Raw genomic sequence first — 16,260 nt, 5'->3', positions numbered from 1 at the left:
GAGCCCAGAGATGACACGTGAACGCCGGACGCGCGACGGGGTCTCGATCGCGCCGGGTGCCCTGCCCCTGCTCGGACACACCCCGCGCCTCCTGTACGGCTCGCTGCCCTGGTTGATCCGGTGCGGGGGAGGGGACCCGGTCCAGCGGTTGAAGGTGGGTCCCCGCCCCGCCTACCTGATCTGCCGCCCGGACCTGGTACAGACCCTGCTCCTCTCCCACGCCTTCGACAAGGGCGGCCCCCTGCTCGACCGGGGCCGCGACCTCTTGGGCGACGACCTGGGGACCGCCACCGACGCCAACCACCGGCGCCAACGCCGCCTGATGCAGCCCGCTTTCGGCGCCGCCCGCATCGGTGGCTATGCCACCGTGATGGGCGAGGAGGCCGAGACTCTCGCCGAGTCCTGGCGACCTGCGGAGGAGGTCGATCTCCTGGCCGACCTGACCACCACCACGATGCGGGTCCTGATCCGCGCCCTGCTGCCCACCATCGATCCTCATGAGGCAGACCAACTCTCCACCCACATAAGGGTTTTGATCGCCGGTGTCTTCCTCCGCGCGGCCCTGCCCCACCCCTGGCTCCACCAGCTGCCCACCGCGAGCAACCGGCGCTTCAACGGTGCCCGTGACGCGGCGCGGGCCGCCGCGGACCACGTGGTCGCCGCGGCACGCAAGTCCCCTTCGGCGGGTGGGGCGTTGACCACGCTGCTGGCCGCGGAGGATGCCGCAGGGCCCGGGGTTCACCGACGAGGAGCTGCGCGACCAGGTCATCACCCTGCTGATCGCCGGCGCCGAAACCCCCGCCGCGACCGTGGCGTGGCTCTTCCACCTCGTGGCGCGGCACCCGCACGTCGAGGCCCGCCTCCACGCCGAGCTGGAAGACGTCCTGGCGGGCGCCACGGCGACCGCCGCCGACCTTCCGTCGCTGCCGTACACCCGCAACGTCCTGCTCGAAGTGCTGCGCCTGTACCCGCCGGCCCCGCTGCTGACCCGGGTGAGCACCGCCGAGATGGCTCTCGACGGGCACCGGTTCCCCGCGGGCACCGACTTCTTCTTCAGCGCCTACCAACTCCACCACGGCCCGAGCTTCCCCAACCCCGAACGCTTCGACCCCGATCGCTGGAACACTCCGCCCGGCCCGGCCACCCGCCACGCCTACATCCCGTTCAGCTCCGGACGCCGCAAGTGTCTTGGCGACACCTTCGCGCTGGCCGAGGGCACATCCTGATCAGCGCCATCGCGTCCCGCCGGCGACTGCTCCCGGCGCCGAAAAGCCGCGTACGTCCGCACGCCCGGCTCGCGCTCGCGCCGGCGGGGCTGCGCATGACCCCGGTGTCGCTGCGATCGCCACGGAGTCCGGCCACGACGTAAGGTTCGTCACCATGGACAGTGGGACAACCAGCGAGCGGCCACCGGACGTTCCCGGCACCGCCGGATACGGCGAGGCCGCCGAGGCCCTCGCCGCGCTGTACGAGAGCGTCACCTTCGAGGAGGTGCACCGCGAGGTACTTCAGCTGTTCCCCACCACACCGACCTCGGTACTGGACATCGGGGCGGGCAGCGGGCGGGACGCGGCGGCGCTGGCTGCCCTCGGACACGAGGTCGTGGCCGCGGAACCCACGGCCGAGCTGCGTGCTCTCGGCAGAACTCTCCACGCCGACCGGCAGATCGAATGGGTCGACGACGCACTTCCGGATCTGCCCGCTCTCACCGCACGGGGCCGCCGCTTCGGACTGATCCTGCTGACCGCCGTGTGGATGCACCTCGACGCACGGCAACGCGCTTCGGCCATGAGCCGCTTGGCCGGTCTCCTCGGTCACGACGGTCGAGTGATCCTCTCCCTGCGCCACGGCCCGGTTCCGGCCGGCCGCCGCATGTTCCCCGTCTCCGCGCTGGAGACGGTGGAGCTGGCCCGCTCACACGGACTGGACCTCGTCCACCGGGCCGAGCGCGAGGATCCCCATGGACGCCAGGGTGTGACCTGGAGCTATCTCTGCCTGCGCCCCGATGGGGATCGACACCTGTCCCAGTGAGCAGAAGGCCGACTCAGGCAGCCGGCTTGCGCCATACGGAGATGTGCTTCGTGGAGTCCTGGATGAACGGCGCCCCGTGCCAGTCCGCGACACGGCGTTCCAGGGCGAGCCCGGCGATCCGCGCCATCAGATCGAGCTCGGCCGGCCAGACGTATCGGTGCCGGGAGGTGTCGCCTCGGTAGTGGCCGCCGTCCCCGTCGCGGCTGTAGTGGTGGGAGACGAGCACCTGCTCGACCAGGTCGAAGGTGTCGAAGCCGAGATGCCGCTCGGACACGTCGAAGGGGACCGCGACCTGGCCGGGCGGCAGGAACCGCAGCGGCGGTACTCCCACCTCGATGACGAATCGGCCGCCCGGCGCCAGATGGCGTGCGGCGTTGCGGAAGCACTCGACCTGCTCGTCCTGGGTGAGCAGATTCGTGATCGTGTTGTAGACGAGGTACACCAGGGTGAATTCGCCGGGGACCACGGTGGTGGCCATGTCCCCGATGGTCACCGGAAGCGTGTCCTCGTCGATCTTGCGCCGCAGGGCCGCCGCCATGTGCTCGGACAACTCGATGCCGGCCAGGGGCACGCCGCGTTCACGGAGTGGGACGCCTACCCGTCCGGTCCCGATGGCGAACTCCAACGCCCGCCCGTCTCCGGCGAGTTCGGCGAGGAAGGTGAGGGTCGGGCCGAGTACGGCGGCCGAGGACATCTCGGTCTCCTCGGCGTCGTAGCGGTCGGCGGTCGCACGGGTCCACAGTTTGCTGCTGGTCACGACCGGCCACTGTGCCGCGTCCGGACTCACGCTGTCGAGGCAATTACTCTCCCCTCGCTGCCCCGCCCTTCCGCGGGGACGACATGGTCCGGCGGATGACATCGTTCCCGGAGGCGGCGGGGAATCCGGGGCGCCGCTTCACGGCTGGACCCGTACGCGGGCGAGCTCCTTGAGGGCCATCCGGGCCGCGGGCGTTCCTGCGGGGGTCTGCCAGTAGGGGTGCCCGGCGATGCGCCGGGAGAGGTCCTGGAGGCGTCGGCGGTGCGCGGCGGTACTGACGGCGGGTGCGGCGGTGGCGAGCTCCCAGTACGTGGCGTACCAGGCGGTCTGAGCCTCCACGAGGTCGCTGGGGAAGGCGCTGGGGTTCATGGCTCGATTAGATCGCATGTTCGATTTACGATGCAAAGCCGACCTGCCGCGTTGCGGGTGAGGTAGCCGTGACCGAGCGTGACGGTCCCTGGTGTGGCGGGGTGGGCAGTGATGTACTCGCCGGGGCGGGGCCGGCAGTGATGTAGTCGCTCACCCTGCCGCACGCCCGACTCGCTCGGCCGGAACCCGGGCTGACGGGTCCATCGCCTGCGCGGCCGCACATCGTCCCGCCCCCGGAATCCGGCGCCTTCCGCCGACTTCCGCCGTCGGCGGGACGGGGCTACTCCGTGCCTGGCTGAGGCAACCGCCGGGTGATCCGGTCGAAGAGGTCGGTCAGCGGCTCGCCGAGTTCCTGGCCGAACTCCGTCAGCCCGTAGGTGACTTGAGGCGGCGTCGTCGGCTCGACCTCGCGACGGATGAGGCCGTCCTTGAGCAGGGCGCGCAGGGTCTGGGACAGCATTTTCTCGCTGATGCCGCGGATGCTGTCGCGCAGCTCGAAAAATCGGAGGTCGTTGCTGCGCAGGGAGATCAGTACCCAGATGCCCCACCTGCTGGTCACATGGTCGACCACGGTGCGCGCGGGGCAGTCCGTGTGAAACACGTCATACCGGGGGCCCGTCTCGACCTGCGTCAGCTGCGCGCCTTCCGTCATGTCCGGAGCTTACCTCTGGGTATGTCCTTACGAAAAGTAAGCCTTCCTCCTAGCGTCAACGCCCTTGGTGCACAACGACTTGGTGCGCCACGGATGAGGAGCTGAACATGATTGTGGTGACTGGGGCGACCGGGAACGTGGGCCGGCCTTTGACGCAGGCGCTGGCCGAGGCGGGCGAGCAGGTGACGGCGGTGTCGCGACGCGCCGCAGCGATGCCGGACGGGGTTCGGCATCTGACGGCAGACCTCGCCGAGCCTGCGAGCCTGGCGCCCGCGCTGGACGGGGCGAAGGCGGTGTTCCTCCTGCTCTCCGGCGACCTGCACGCCTCCGACGCCCGGCCGGGCGACATCGTCGACCTCGCCGCGGCCCACGGCGTTCGCCGGGTCGTCCTGTTGTCCTCGCAGGGCGTGGCCACCAGGCCGCTCGGCCCGACGAGGGTCGCGATGCGCGCCCTGGAGGACAAACTGAGGGGGTCGGGTCTGGAGTGGGCGATCCTGCGGCCAGGTGGCTTCGCCTCCAACGCCTTCGTCTGGGCGGAGTCCGTCCGCTCGCACGGGGTGGTCGCCGCGCCCTTCGGCGACGTCGGGGTTCCGGTCGTCGACCCGACCGACATCGCCGACGTCGCGGCAGCCTGCCTGCTGGACGACCGGAACGCCGGCGGCGTCTACACCCTCACCGGTCCAGCCGTGGTGACGCCGCGTCATCAGACGGAGGCCATCGCCGCCGCACTCGGTACACCGGTGCGGTTCCATGAACTCAGCCGTGTTGAAGCCAAGGAGGCGATGACGCGCTTCGTACCGGCGGAACTCGCCGACGACACCCTGGACATCATCTCCGCACCCAACGCCGCGGAACTCGAGATCAGCCCGGACGTCGAACGCGTCCTCGGTCGTGCTCCGGGCTCGTTCGGAGACTGGGTGGCCCGCACCATCGACGCCTTCCGCCAGGACGGCGTCGCCCCCGCATAGGTCAGGCCGGCTCGGCGCGCTCGCGGCATGGGGCCAGTGCGTGCTCGGCGATGGCGTCGGCGTGCCGGATGAACTTGTTCCACGGGCCGGGTGTGCCGTTCCCTACCTGGGTGCCCCAGCGGGTGTGTTCCGTGGGAATCCCGATGACGTAGAGCCCGGTGTCGGGAACTCCGGTCCGATCGAGCGGGTGGAAGGGCACATCCGTGATCGCGACCCCGCCGGAGCGAAAAGCCTCCGATCCCGGCGCACCACGGCTGTTGACGAACTCGGTCCAGATCCCGCGTTCGAGCAGCCGCCGGGTGAGGGGCGAGGTGTCGGCGGCCACGTTCGGGATCGGGATGCGCGCGTCGATGACGATGTCGACCTCGGTGCGTGACCGGCCGACCTGGGGGGACTCCACGACGAAACGACCACACGCGGGCTCCGCGGTGAACCGGGCCTCCGGGCCGACCACGCGCAGCGCACCGCATTCCACCAGCGCCAACAGGGCACGCGCGCGGTGCAGGGGAGGGCCCGCCGCCAGGAACACCGTCGCCGGGGAGAACCATCGGACCAGATCGTGTTCGTGGGAGGACGCCTTCAGGCCGCCGTAGTCCACCAGCGAGCGGATCACGGAGCGGGCGTCGCGGATGACCTGGACCGCCGCTTTGAACGGGTCCAGGTAGTTGCCGCGCACCGTACGGTCGATGTCCGTGCGCAGGTGGCGTTCCAGCTCTCTGCGGAAGGCGTGCTGATCGGGAAAGTGCCGACCAGTGAAGGGGCGCCGCGACTCCTCGAAGTCGAAGTGCTCGTGTACGCCGATGCCGTGGCGCCCGGCGAGAACGCAGACGTCCGGATGGCCGTGCTCGGCGGTGGCGGAGACTTCGCGCAGGAACTCCGCCTCCGCCGCGGGGCCGCGAGCGCCGCGGAGCACGGTCGCGTGGTGGGCGAGGTCCATCTCGGCCACCAGCAGGGGAAAGACATCACGGCGGAAGTCGAGGGATCTTCGGTCCGCGCCTGCCAGCACCCTCTCCTCGGTGAACAGCAGGGGCTTGCGGATCGCGTCCGCCGGCCGCTGGTCGAAGCCGCGTGCCAACACCGGCATCCCACTGCGGGAGCCGGCCAGCATCACCGGCTCCGCCCCGCTGGGGTGATAGGTCACCGCGCCGTCGGCGGTCTCGGCGAACCGTCCGCCACGCCCGGCCGTCAGCGCCATGACGACGTCGTAGAAGGACAGGCCGAGCCCGATGATCCCCACCGTCGCGGTCGCCGGAACGGCGTCCAGCGGCATGTCGGCCGCCGAGTCACCCCGCATGTAATGAAGGTGCGGTCTCTCCCGGGCGAAGTCGTACAGTCGTTGTTCCGCGGGCCCCAGCTTCGGAAGGGTGTGGCCGGTGGCGAGCACGACCTTGTCGACGGCCAGGCTGCCGCCCTGCGCCAGGCACAGCACGTAACCCGCGCCGGCCGGCGCCAAGTCCTCGACGCGGTCCCGGAGTTGGTGGAGGTGGACACGTGGAGGGAGCGATCCGGCGACCGCGTCCAGGAGGTACTGCAAGTAGTGCCCGTACCGGGCGCGCGGCGCGTAGCCGTCCGGTCTCGCGGACGCCGGGTCCGCGGTGGCCCACCACTCGGCGAACGACGGGCCGGCGCCGGGGCGCGCGGGGCCACCGTCCGGCGCGCCCGAGAACATGGTGATCTCCCGCGCCGCGGTGTTCATCAGGAACCAGTCCGGCTGATCGGGCCGCCACACGCGGCCCCCCGCGAGCGTGTGCGCGTCGATCAGGAAGAGCTCGACCGGGCCGCCGGCCGGGCAGTCGAGGAGCCGGGCGGCGAGTCGTTCGAGCACGGCGAGCCCGCGAGGTCCGCTGCCGACCACGGCGATGCGGTACGCCAACACAACGGAGTCTGCGGCCATGTCCATCCGATCTCGCTTCCGAGGGCTCTGCCGTCAGGTCGGCTCAGGTCGAGTGCGGGTCCAGTACGTGTCCAGGCGTACGCCTCAGCCAGGCCCGTCAAGCAAGTGTCCGCACGCCGTGCGGTCGAGCTTGCCGTTCTCGCCGAGGGGAAGCGCGTCTACAAAGGTGATCACGCTGGGGATCATGTAGGTGGGAACGTGGTCCAAGAGGTGGGTACGTAGTTCGGCCGGTGTCACCTCCCGGCCGTCGGTGACGATGAGCGCGGCCAGCCGGGCCGTGCCGTTCGGGCCGGCGGTGCCCAGGACCGCACAGTCGCGTACGGCGCGGTGCGCGCGCAGTGCGGCCTCGATCTCGCCCGCCTCGATCCGGTGCCCGTTCACCTTCAACTGGGCGTCCGCGCGGCCGACATAGAACAGTTCGAGCCCTTCGGAGCGGGCCAGGTCGCCGGTGCGGAAGTAGCGTGCACGGGTGCCGTCGACGTCCAGCTCGACGAACCGGCGCCGGTTCTCCTCGGGATTGTTCACGTAGCCGACCGCGACCCCGGCCCCCGAGATGGCGATCTCTCCGACCCGCCCGGGAGCCACGGCGGCCCCCGCTTCGTCGACGAGGCGGACATCCAGGGTGTCGAGCGGGCGACCGATGGGGGTGTGCGCGGAGGGGCCGGACAGATCGTCCTCGGTGAGCCGCTTGAAAGTGGTGTGCACGGTTGCCTCGGTGATGCCGTACATGTTGACGAGCGGGACGTGCGGCTGATGCCGGATCCACCGCAGACACTGCTGCCGGTCGATGGCCTCACCGCCCAATACGACAGTTCGCAAAGGCAGTTGGGGCCACTCGCGCGCGGCGCAGGCGTCCATGAAACGGTGGAACAGCGAGGGGACCAGGTTCAGGACGCACACCCGCTCGGACCGGACCAGGTCGCACAGCCTGGCGGGGCTCCTCGCCTCCCGGCCACCCACCATCACGGCGCGGGCGCCGGTGAACAGCGGTGCCCAGAGTTCCCAGACGGAGAAATCGAAGCACAGGGAGTGGAACACGGTCCAGACGTCCGAGGCCTTGAACCGGAACAGCGGGGTGGCTGATTGCAGCAGCGACAGTACGCCGGCGTGGCTCACCGCCACGCCTTTGGGGCGGCCGGTGGACCCGGAGGTGTACAGGACGTAGGCCGTCGACGGGTCCAGGCCGGTCCGCGCACACCTCGGGAGCTCGGTCACCTGCCCGGTGGCGGGGTCGATGAACGCGGCCGCTCCCACGTCCGCGAGCACGAACTCCCGCCGGGCGGACGGCCATTGGGCGTCGACCGGTACATACGCGTAGCCCGCCTCCAGGACTGCCAGGATCGTCAGTACGGAGTCGATGTCACGCGTGACGCTCACCGCCACGGGCGTGGCGGGCGGATACCCGAGTGCGGTCAGCTTCGCGGCACGATCCACGACGTCGACAAGTAACTGACGATACGTCAGCGACCGCCCCCGCTCGCCGAGCGCGGCACCGTCGGGGTCCGAATCCGCCCGCGCGTACAGCAGTTCAGTGAGGCGGTCCATCAGGGCTGTCCCAGGCCGGCGCCGGTCTGGTTACCGTCGATGGAGCGGGCGTGGGCGGTCAGAGTCAGCTGACGGGGAGTGGGCGCGGCGAAGAAGTCGGCGAAGTCGATCTCCAGGCCCAGCCGTTGCTCCACCTGGATCTCGATCTCCACGGCCACCAGCGAGTCGCCGCCGAGCGTGAAGAAGTCGTCGTCTGGGCCGACGGGACCGTCGAGGACGGCACCCCAGATCTCACACATCTCCGGTACGTACTGGTCCGGTTCGCCGCTCATCCTCTGATCCCTTCGCTGATGTCGTGCACGGGCGCTGTCCCGGTGTCATTGGCGTGCCCGTCACCTGCATCCCCGTCACCTGCATCCCCGTCACCTGCATCCCCGTCACTCGCGTACCCGTAGGACAGGCTTCGGTCGAGGAAGTCCGTCAGCTGCACGTAGTCGCTGCTCAGGCCGGACCAGTCCGCACCCCGCATCCACACCTGAAGCACCATGCCGGCGGTGCCGACGCGCCAGTCCAAGGGGCTTCCCATCCGCGCCCACTGCTTCGCGCGGACGACGCCCGGCATCGCGACGACGTCACGGGTCGCCGGCGCCCGGAGCACGGTGCGGGCCTCCATCGGCGGCTGCCGCAGAAGGACCAAAGCACTGCCTTCGGCGGTCCGGGGCTCCGGCGGCGGGCCCCCGGCGGCGATCCGGACGGCGAGTGCGACCGGTTCGGCCAGCCCGACCAGCGGCATCAGTACCCCGAAGTAGCCGCCGAGACGGCCGTTGACCTCGATGATCTCGGGTCCTTCAGGCGCGAGCTTGATCTCGGTGTGGATCATACCGAGGGTGATGTCGAGGGCTCGGATCGCGCGGCTGGCCAGCGCTGTGACCTGCGCGGCCGTCGTGGGGCAGAGCGGTGCGGGGAAGACACAGCCGCTCTCGCGGACCGGTGGCGCCAGCGGCAGCCGGCCGCTGATCCCCAGGTGGACGATGTGTCCGTCATGCACGGCGCTCTCGACGGAGAGGAAGTTGGCGAGGTGCCGGGCAAGCGGCGCTCCGTCGGGGATGTAGCCCTCGGCGACATACTCGCGCGCCGGATCGAGCTGTGCGGCCGCCGTACGGTGGCTCTCCGGGCCTTCGAGGATCATGCACTGCTCGCTGCCCGCGCCGTTGCGTGGCTTGAGAACGACGGGGTACGCCCCTGGGCCGAAGGGGATGAGTTCGGCGCCGGGGCCCGACCACACGACGGGGACGTGCCCGACGCCGGCCTCGTTCAGGCGCCGCCGCTGGGCCGACTTGTCCCGCAGGAGGGCCGCGGTCCGTGGGGTGTGGTACGGCAGACCGAGCAACTCGGCGAGTCCGGCGGCGACCTCCAGGGCCGCGTCCGCGAACGTCACGACGCCGTCGACCGGGGTGTCCGCGAGCAGGGCGATCACCTCGGCCGGATCGTCGGACACGATGACCCGGCCCGCGCGCGCCAGGACGGTGCGGGCCTGCTCGTCGAGCGGACTCGACGTGCCGACGACGAACACCGGGCCGCCGTAGGGGGCGCACGCCCGTGCCGTCTCGGTCGGCGAGGCGGAACCCCCGGCAGCGTACGGAACGATGATCATCGGACCGACGGCGGTGACGGCGGTGACGATGGTGACGCCGACCGTGACGGCGAAGGTGGCGCTGGTGACGCCGACCGTGACGGCGATGCGGCCAACTCCGCCGCCGCGGCGGCTGCCGACGCCAGGACGGACTCCAGTGCGGCCGGGTCGTAGCCGCCCTGCGCGAAGTCGAACGACAGCTTGGTCGACGCATCCCCCGCCACCGCGGTCGCCATCAGCAGCGGGGTCCTCATATACGGAATCTCGACCCGAGCCGGATAGGGCTCCACCTGCGCGTCGGGCAGCTTGAGGGGGTTGGCCCGGGGATCCGAGACCGAGAAGTACATCCACGGCGTGGTGAACCGCTCGTCCAGGCGCGACGGGTCGAACGTCTCGCGGGCCCCCTCCCGCGACACATAGCGGCGAGTCGCCCACCACAGCGGCAGGGCGTGTCCGATCGACGTGGCCACCGAGTCGCGCACCCGGCCGAGTACGTCATGGATGCCGTCGTCGGGGTCGAGCGGGGTCCAGGCGCAGAGCTCGAAGGCGAAGTTGCCTATGAGCCGCCGGGTTTCCGCGCCCCGGCGACCGGATTCCATGAACACCACGCCGAGCCAGTCGTCGAGGAGGCCGTCGCGGAGGCCGTAGGTGAGAAGAGAGAGGTAGACCATGAAGGGGGTGGTGCGGGTGGCCGCCGTGATCTCCTTGAGGTGTTCGGAGAACGCGGCGGGCAGCTCGACCTCGACATGTGCGGAGGGCCCGGTCGTGAGTGGTGCGGGGGCGAGCTTGTCGCTCGGGCGCAGTGTCGGCGGATAGACACCGTGCTGATGGAACTGCTCGTTCCAGAACCGTACGGGTGCCGAGTCCGGGCCCAGGGCGTGGCGCTGCTTCTCGCTGTACGCCGCGTAACATGCCGCCGGGCCGCCTTGTCCGGTCGAGACCGAGGACGAGGTCGAGGAGGCGGACGAGGCCGAGGTCAGGGGGGCGGGGCCGGCCATCAGGCCGCTCAGCTCCTCGAACAGGAGCGTCTGGCTGATGCCGTCGCAGACGAGGTGTTCGAGGGTCAGGCCCAGGATGTTCCGCCGCTCCGAGATCTGGATGAGGAGTGCGGCCACCAGGGGGCCCGACGCGAGGTCGAACGGCCGGTCGCAGAAGGCTTCCAGAAGCGTCTGGGCGCGGCCGTCGCGCTCGTCACCGGAGGGCAGGTCGAGCAGCGACACCACCTCCAGCGGCCAGGACGCCTCGTCGTCGGGGCGTACCGCCATGGCCAGCGGGTCGTCGCCGACCGGGAAGTACATGCGCAGTGCGTCGTGCCGACGGGCCAGTGTCCCCAGTGCCGCCCGAAGCTTCGCGACGTCGAGAGGTCCGTCGATGACGTAGGCGGCACACACCGGCTGGGTGCGGCCGTCGTTCATCCGGCGGTTGAAGAGCAGACGGTGCTCCTGGGTCACCGAGCAACGGCTCGGATGTGTGTCGGGTCGCTGGGTCATGGCCGCACCTCACCGGTCTCGTCGTGATCCGAAGCGGTTTCCGCCGCGCCGGCCGTACCGCAGGCGGCACCGTGGTTGCGCGCGTGCTCGGCGCGGAGCCAGGCGTCGGTCTCCTCGACGACGGGGGACACCTCGTTCAGCGCCGCAGATATCCACGCCTCGGGGTGGGCGTCGTCGAAGCCGTCCAGTGTCTGCAGGCGCCAGTACCGCTCGAAGCTGAGCGTGCCGGGGGATATCTCCATGAAGCGGCGGGCGCGCCACTTTCCGCTGGCACTGAGCTGGCCGTGCCGGGCCAGCAGCGCGTCGACGGCGCACTCGACGGTGAGCCGGGCGCACAGGGTCGCGCTGTGCACGTCACCGGATGCGAGCTGCCCCTGGCTGGCGGCACGGTAGTTGCGGGCTTCGTGCAGCCAGTAGGCGACGCGCGCGGCCCGGAACGCGGAGGCCCGCAGGGTCTCCTGCCACGCATGGAGGGCCGGCTCACCATGCAGGGCGAGGGCATGCGTGATCCGGTCGAGGAAGTTGATCTCGTAGACCATGAACTGGCGTTCCTGCCCCTGCCCCAGCTCGAAGACCTGCCACGAGACCTTCCGCAGGAGCGCGCCGACCTGGTCCTCGGTCCAGTACTCGAGGTCGTGGTCGCGGCCCTCGATGGACACCTTCGCGTGCCGGATCCGCAGGGCGCCCTGTCCCACCAGCTCGGCCGCGTCCACCGGCGGCGTGAAGGGTTGGGGCGAGACGACGACGACATCGACGTCGCTGGCGACGTTGTCCCAGCCGCGGACGCGCGACCCGGTCAGGTAGACGGCTCGGCACCGCGCGGGCAGCAGATTCCGGCTGGACAGGGTCTCCAGCACCGGGTGGGGCGATGAGGTTGCGAGCATGCGCCTTCCTTACGTAGGGGGACGTGGTGCGGGTTCCTTACGTAGTGGGACAGGGTGCGGGCGTCGTACGGGGCTGGACCGGCGCCGTACGGCGGACGCGGTGACACGGCGCCCTGCGGTGCGGAGGCGTCGACACGGCGCATGCGGCGGACTCGGTGACGTCATCCGGTGTCCTGTGGTTCGGGTGTGGTGCCAGGTCGTTGCGCGGCGCCATGGGGTTTCCCCACGAGCGTGGTCACCCACTTGCGCAGTTCGGCGTCCTGCGTGGCCAGGGGCAGTGCGTGCAGTCCCGCCTCGCCGAGCGCCGAGATCAGTTCGGCCTCCTCGTAGCGCACCATCAGCCTCGGTACTTCCCCGAGGTAGGGGTCGAGTTCGACGTTTCCTCCGGAGCCGCGCTGCACACCGATCACGGCGTGCCCGCCAGGCCGCAGGATCCGGGCCACCTCGGCCGCCGCCAACGGCAGCTCCCGGTGCGGGACATGGACCCAGGCGGCGACGCACCACACGGCGTCCGCCACCGCGTCCCTCAGGGGCAGACGCGTCAAGTCGGCACAGAGCAAGGCGTGTTGACGCCGTCTGGCGAGACGCAGCATCGGCAGGGCGATGTCGACGCCGATGACGTGGACGCCGTCGCGGGTGAGGGCGGGCAGGTCCCGTCCCGTTCCGCAGCCGAGGTCGAGCAGGGTCCCCCCGGCGGGCACACTGCCCGACAGCCAGGCCGCGGCAGGAAGGAGTCCCGGGCGGGTCGACGGGTTGGCCCGGTCGTAGGCGTCGGCCAGCCGCTCGTCGTACCAGGACCGTACGCCGGTCATGCGTCCACGTCGACGGAGAGTCCGGCACCGTGGAGGGCCGCGACGAGGCCCTCGGGAACGCGGAAGTCGACCGTGGGGATGAAGACGCGGTCTCCGACGGTGACGAGATCCCCGTCGTCGAGGGACAGCAGCCGGATCGGATGCTCGACGTCGGCCGCCCGCGTCCCGGCGGGCAGTTGTCGTGCCGACCCCTGTACGGGCACGAGCCGTACGCACTCCCAGCTCACGAGGGGGCCCACGCGGTAGGCCGGCCGGGGCAGGACCGTGAGCGGATGCTCGTAACCGTAGGCGTCGGCGGCGGAGGCCACGATCGCGCGGACCTGCCCGGGGTGGTCGCGCAGGGCGATCTCCGTGGCGTGGGTGACGGTCTGCGCGATCCGCAGCCGGTCCGCCTGCGCGGGAGTGACCTGGACGTCCTCCTCGGGGCCGGGCGCGGGCTCCAGACGGTCGAGCGACTCCGTCAGGCTCGCGGGCAGACCGGCGAGGCCGCGGATGCGGGTGAGGCAGCCGCGCAGGAAGGGGAGAAGACCGCCGTGGTCCAGGAGCGTGTGGATCCGTGCGACGTTGGTGACCTGGGGCAGCAGCACGTGCAGGTCGTTGACGGACTTGAGGTCCAGCATGCAGTCGCCCGCGGCGTTGCCGAAGACGGCGGCGATGTCGTCCTCGGGGAGAAAGCGTCCTTTGCGGTGCCGGCCGAGCGGCATCGTCCCGCAGTGGCGTACCGAGTACGCCCCGATGTGGAAGTCGACCGCGGCCCGGTCACGTTCGAGCCGTACCACTCTGACCTGGCCGTAGAGCTCGCCGGACGCCGACTTCTTGAACCAGGGCAGTTCCCACGGGGCGTAGACGTAGTCCATCGCGAGCAGGGTCTCCGACAGCGTCCAGGCGTCGTCGGCGCTGGGCACCCACAGGTCGACGTCGCCCACGTCCCGCATCCGCGGATCCCGGTAGCTCTGCCGGATGCTGCAGCCCTTCATGGGTGACCACTCGATGCCGGACGCGCCCGCTGCGGCCGCGACGGCGTCGAGGAGCGCGGGGATGGTCGCCATCCGGCGGTCCGCGGCTTCGCGCTCGTCGTCGACGAGCGCGAGGAACTTCTCGCCCGCTGCCGACGGAGGGCCTTCCTTGAGGCGGCACCGTGCGGAGCCGGCCACTTTCTGGGCGACCACCAGGGAGGCCAGTGCGGCGAGTTGGTCGGCGCAGCGCTCCACCGCCGCCACTGCGGACCGGGGCGGCAGCATCATGAGACCGATGTCGGCGGCGTCCTGCCAGGTGGGATTCACAGAAATCTCCCTTCTGCCCGCACGACGGCGGACTCGATCTCCTCGGCGGCGCGGACGCAGGTCTCGGTCGGCAGATTGTCGACGTTCACACGGATTCCGCAGGACAGCGCGAAGTCCCCGCCGGGAGACACCTGAACGGCTCTGCCGGCCAGTTCCTCGGTGACGTACCGCATGCCTGTCTCACCGAGGGCCGGGTGCACGATCGACAGATTGGGGCCTTCGCCCTCGACGGCGTACTTCGCGCAGTCGCCCAGCGCTTCGACGAAGGCGAGCCGGTTGCGCTGGACCATGGCGCGGCGCCAGTCGACGAGTTCATCGAAGCCGCCGCCCCGCAGGAAACGCAGCCATGTGTCCTGCCACAACGCCGCCGGTGAGGCACCGCGCAGCTCCGGCGCCAGACGGGCGTAGGCGTCGTCCGCGACGGCCCATCCCAGGCGTGCGCCGGGCCCGCCGATCTTGTGGAGTCCCGACACATAGGCGACGCCGTCGAGCTTCGCGGCCGGGGGAGCGGCCGGGGGAGCCATCCACGCGTAACTCAGGTTCTGCACCACGGTGACACCCGGCGCGGCTTCGGCGAGCCGGCGCAGCTGCGTATCGGTGAGCGAATCGCCCAGTGGGGACCGGAAGGGGGAGGTGACCCACACGGCGCACCCGTCGTGGACCGCTTGGGGCAGCGCGTCCCACGTCTCGCAGCGGTAGGTGAGACCCAACTGGCGCAGTGAGATCGGCACCCCGGAGAATGTAGGCGTCTCCAGTACGGTGCAGCAGTGCGGCGCGACCAGGCCCCGTACCGCCGACCGGACACCCGTGGTGATGACGAGCTTGTCGACGGGGGCCTGTTCCCTGTCGGCCAGCCACTCGCGCAGCGCGACATTTCCTGAGTGTGGCGCTCCCCGGGCGGGCGATCCGTCGGCGGCGGCTTCCGCCAGGCACGTGGTGAACCGCCGGGCGAGGGCCTCGGGCCACGGTCCCGGCGCGCCGCGCAGATCCAGTGACGCGGCCGGGCCGCTCATGTGGGCGGCCGGGGCAGAAAGGTGAGAGCGACCAGGATCATGTGCCGCTCCCAGGGCGATACGAAGAGCCCGGCACGGGCCAGCGCCGCCACCACCAGCTCACCGGAGCGCTCGGACCAGCTCGCGGTATCGAGCAGGACGTTGAGGGCCCGCACCAGCTCGGCTCCCACCACACCGGCCTGCGTGAACGGCGCGGACAGACGTGGTGGGGCCGACCGCAGCAGATCGGCGAGGGGGTGCAGCCGCGAGCGGAGGTCGCCCGGCAGATCCGCGGCCTTCACCTCAGCCAACTGCGTGGCCAGCGCCTTCGCACGGCGGCTCAGGTCGGCCATCAGGTCCTCGGAACCCGCGAGCGCGAGCAGCGCGTCGAGCGACAACACGGTGGTGATCCGCACGATGGTGCGGCACACGATGTCGTAGGGGTGCGGCTCGTCGGCGGGGCAGCGCATGCCGCGCAGATCACCGATGACGCCGTGATCCACCCGCGCGCCCGGATCCAGACGGTGCACGGCGTCCGGGCCGAACAGGAGCGCGGCATCCCGGCCTGCGAGCTCGGGGTCCGGGGTGTGCAGCAGGGACATGCAACGATGCGCGATCGGGCTCGCCTCACGCAGGGCGTCGCAAGAACGTGTGCCGTGCTGGCTGGGCCCCTTGGCCTCGTCGAGGAGTGAGGGAACATCGTGGCCGGGCGGTCCCGCGAGCGCCACGGCGACATTCATGTCGAGCAGCGGCAGGGTGCGGCCCAGGGTCGACGTGACACGGGCGCGGCCGGCCTTGAACACATTGCCTTCGTACAGCGCGGCCATCGTCGCGTTGGTGGCGTCGACGACAGTGAAGGCGGCGACGTGCAGCTGACGGGCCGTCAAGAGCTCGGCCAGAGCGGGCCAGGCGCCGGTGATGAAGAGATCCGGAGTCAGGACCGCGATGCCCAGTCGCGGGGAGAGCGTGCCGCTCACCGATGGCGCCGGACGGGTGGGGTGCGGAAGCAA

At 70.8% G+C, this 16,260-nt stretch carries 16 protein-coding genes and 1 pseudogene; 4 read left to right on the top strand and 13 right to left on the bottom strand.

The window, feature by feature from the left end:
* Positions 1-10: 10 nt before the first annotated feature.
* The 3 genes and pseudogenes from AB0D31_RS03970 to AB0D31_RS03960 all read left to right on the top strand — a co-directional run.
* A pseudogene (locus AB0D31_RS03970) lies at positions 11-673 on the top strand (cytochrome P450); the annotation flags it as partial.
* A gap of 46 nt (positions 674-719) precedes the next feature.
* A complete protein-coding gene (locus AB0D31_RS03965) occupies positions 720-1,226 on the top strand; it encodes a cytochrome P450 (protein WP_362716606.1) in 507 nt (168 codons plus the stop codon).
* A 154-nt stretch (positions 1,227-1,380) separates the two neighbouring features.
* Complete coding sequence (locus AB0D31_RS03960) at positions 1,381-2,031, top strand: class I SAM-dependent methyltransferase (RefSeq protein WP_362716603.1); 651 nt, start codon at positions 1,381-1,383, stop codon at positions 2,029-2,031.
* 13 nt (positions 2,032-2,044) lie between these two features.
* Here AB0D31_RS03960 and AB0D31_RS03955 read toward each other — a convergent pair whose 3' ends face one another.
* The 3 genes from AB0D31_RS03955 to AB0D31_RS03945 all read right to left on the bottom strand — a co-directional run bounded on the left by AB0D31_RS03955 (position 2,045) and on the right by AB0D31_RS03945 (position 3,809).
* Positions 2,045-2,788 carry a class I SAM-dependent methyltransferase gene (locus AB0D31_RS03955; protein WP_362716601.1) on the bottom strand — a complete coding sequence of 248 codons (744 nt, stop codon included), beginning with the start codon at positions 2,786-2,788 and terminating at the stop codon, positions 2,045-2,047.
* A 138-nt stretch (positions 2,789-2,926) separates the two neighbouring features.
* Positions 2,927-3,157 (bottom strand): hypothetical protein, encoded by a 231-nt coding sequence (locus tag AB0D31_RS03950; RefSeq protein WP_362716598.1) that lies wholly within the window; start codon positions 3,155-3,157, stop codon positions 2,927-2,929.
* A 280-nt stretch (positions 3,158-3,437) separates the two neighbouring features.
* A complete protein-coding gene (locus tag AB0D31_RS03945) occupies positions 3,438-3,809 on the bottom strand; it encodes a helix-turn-helix domain-containing protein (RefSeq protein WP_362716595.1) in 372 nt (123 codons plus the stop codon).
* Positions 3,810-3,916: 107 nt separating this feature from the next.
* On the opposite strand from AB0D31_RS03945, the gene AB0D31_RS03940 reads away from it, so the two are divergent.
* The gene (locus AB0D31_RS03940; RefSeq protein WP_362716592.1) at positions 3,917-4,777 is read left to right on the top strand and encodes an NAD(P)H-binding protein; all 861 of its coding nucleotides are present in this window, start codon (positions 3,917-3,919) and stop codon (positions 4,775-4,777) included.
* 1 nt (position 4,778) lies between these two features.
* On the opposite strand, the gene AB0D31_RS03935 is transcribed toward AB0D31_RS03940, so the two are convergent.
* From AB0D31_RS03935 to AB0D31_RS03890, 10 genes are all read right to left on the bottom strand, one after another.
* Complete coding sequence (locus AB0D31_RS03935) at positions 4,779-6,671, bottom strand: FAD/NAD(P)-binding protein (RefSeq protein ID WP_362716589.1); 1,893 nt, start codon at positions 6,669-6,671, stop codon at positions 4,779-4,781.
* An 84-nt stretch (positions 6,672-6,755) separates the two neighbouring features.
* Positions 6,756-8,216 (bottom strand): amino acid adenylation domain-containing protein, encoded by a 1,461-nt coding sequence (locus AB0D31_RS03930; protein ID WP_362716586.1) that lies wholly within the window; start codon positions 8,214-8,216, stop codon positions 6,756-6,758.
* Complete coding sequence (locus AB0D31_RS03925) at positions 8,216-8,488, bottom strand: acyl carrier protein (protein ID WP_362716583.1); 273 nt, start codon at positions 8,486-8,488, stop codon at positions 8,216-8,218. The genes AB0D31_RS03930 and AB0D31_RS03925 overlap by 1 nt, the downstream gene beginning before the upstream one ends.
* The gene (locus AB0D31_RS03920; RefSeq protein ID WP_362716580.1) at positions 8,485-9,810 is read right to left on the bottom strand and encodes an ATP-grasp domain-containing protein; all 1,326 of its coding nucleotides are present in this window, start codon (positions 9,808-9,810) and stop codon (positions 8,485-8,487) included. Before AB0D31_RS03920 ends, AB0D31_RS03925 begins: the two co-directional genes overlap by 4 nt.
* Positions 9,807-11,279 carry a condensation domain-containing protein gene (locus AB0D31_RS03915; protein ID WP_362716577.1) on the bottom strand — a complete coding sequence of 491 codons (1,473 nt, stop codon included), beginning with the start codon at positions 11,277-11,279 and terminating at the stop codon, positions 9,807-9,809. Before AB0D31_RS03915 ends, AB0D31_RS03920 begins: the two co-directional genes overlap by 4 nt.
* Positions 11,276-12,163, bottom strand: coding sequence for a nucleotidyltransferase domain-containing protein (locus AB0D31_RS03910; RefSeq protein ID WP_362716574.1), 888 nt, complete (start codon positions 12,161-12,163; stop codon positions 11,276-11,278). The genes AB0D31_RS03915 and AB0D31_RS03910 overlap by 4 nt, the downstream gene beginning before the upstream one ends.
* Positions 12,164-12,324: 161 nt before the next feature.
* Positions 12,325-12,975 (bottom strand): class I SAM-dependent methyltransferase, encoded by a 651-nt coding sequence (locus AB0D31_RS03905; RefSeq protein ID WP_362716572.1) that lies wholly within the window; start codon positions 12,973-12,975, stop codon positions 12,325-12,327.
* Positions 12,972-14,258, bottom strand: a complete 1,287-nt coding sequence (locus AB0D31_RS03900) for a nucleotidyltransferase family protein (RefSeq protein ID WP_362716569.1) — start codon at positions 14,256-14,258, stop codon at positions 12,972-12,974. Before AB0D31_RS03900 ends, AB0D31_RS03905 begins: the two co-directional genes overlap by 4 nt.
* Complete coding sequence (locus AB0D31_RS03895; RefSeq protein WP_362716566.1) at positions 14,255-15,271, bottom strand: aminotransferase class I/II-fold pyridoxal phosphate-dependent enzyme; 1,017 nt, start codon at positions 15,269-15,271, stop codon at positions 14,255-14,257. The genes AB0D31_RS03900 and AB0D31_RS03895 overlap by 4 nt, the downstream gene beginning before the upstream one ends.
* Positions 15,268-16,227, bottom strand: a complete 960-nt coding sequence (locus AB0D31_RS03890; RefSeq protein ID WP_362716563.1) for a hypothetical protein — start codon at positions 16,225-16,227, stop codon at positions 15,268-15,270. Before AB0D31_RS03890 ends, AB0D31_RS03895 begins: the two co-directional genes overlap by 4 nt.
* Between the last annotated feature and the right edge of the window lie 33 nt (positions 16,228-16,260).

This window comes from Streptomyces sp. NPDC048361, from assembly GCF_040651795.1.
Taxonomy (GTDB): Bacteria; Actinomycetota; Actinomycetes; order Streptomycetales; family Streptomycetaceae; genus Streptomyces.
This window is presented reverse-complemented; position numbering and strand designations above follow the sequence as displayed.

Excerpts from the sequence above, each read along its gene's own strand:
- AB0D31_RS03935 (WP_362716589.1), bottom strand. The coding sequence starts at position 6,671 with ATGGCCGCAGACTCCGTTGTGTTGGCGTACCGCATCGCCGTGGTCGGC.
- AB0D31_RS03950 (WP_362716598.1), bottom strand. The coding sequence starts at position 3,157 with ATGAACCCCAGCGCCTTCCCCAGCGACCTCGTGGAGGCTCAGACCGCC.
- AB0D31_RS03895 (WP_362716566.1), bottom strand. The coding sequence starts at position 15,271 with ATGAGCGGCCCGGCCGCGTCACTGGATCTGCGCGGCGCGCCGGGACCG.
- AB0D31_RS03920 (WP_362716580.1), bottom strand. The coding sequence starts at position 9,810 with ATGATCATCGTTCCGTACGCTGCCGGGGGTTCCGCCTCGCCGACCGAG.
- AB0D31_RS03915 (WP_362716577.1), bottom strand. The coding sequence starts at position 11,279 with ATGACCCAGCGACCCGACACACATCCGAGCCGTTGCTCGGTGACCCAG.
- AB0D31_RS03940 (WP_362716592.1), top strand. The coding sequence starts at position 3,917 with ATGATTGTGGTGACTGGGGCGACCGGGAACGTGGGCCGGCCTTTGACG.
- AB0D31_RS03910 (WP_362716574.1), bottom strand. The coding sequence starts at position 12,163 with ATGCTCGCAACCTCATCGCCCCACCCGGTGCTGGAGACCCTGTCCAGC.
- AB0D31_RS03960 (WP_362716603.1), top strand. The coding sequence starts at position 1,381 with ATGGACAGTGGGACAACCAGCGAGCGGCCACCGGACGTTCCCGGCACC.
- AB0D31_RS03930 (WP_362716586.1), bottom strand. The coding sequence starts at position 8,216 with ATGGACCGCCTCACTGAACTGCTGTACGCGCGGGCGGATTCGGACCCC.
- AB0D31_RS03905 (WP_362716572.1), bottom strand. The coding sequence starts at position 12,975 with ATGACCGGCGTACGGTCCTGGTACGACGAGCGGCTGGCCGACGCCTAC.
- AB0D31_RS03965 (WP_362716606.1), top strand. The coding sequence starts at position 720 with ATGCCGCAGGGCCCGGGGTTCACCGACGAGGAGCTGCGCGACCAGGTC.
- AB0D31_RS03925 (WP_362716583.1), bottom strand. The coding sequence starts at position 8,488 with ATGAGCGGCGAACCGGACCAGTACGTACCGGAGATGTGTGAGATCTGG.
- AB0D31_RS03945 (WP_362716595.1), bottom strand. The coding sequence starts at position 3,809 with ATGACGGAAGGCGCGCAGCTGACGCAGGTCGAGACGGGCCCCCGGTAT.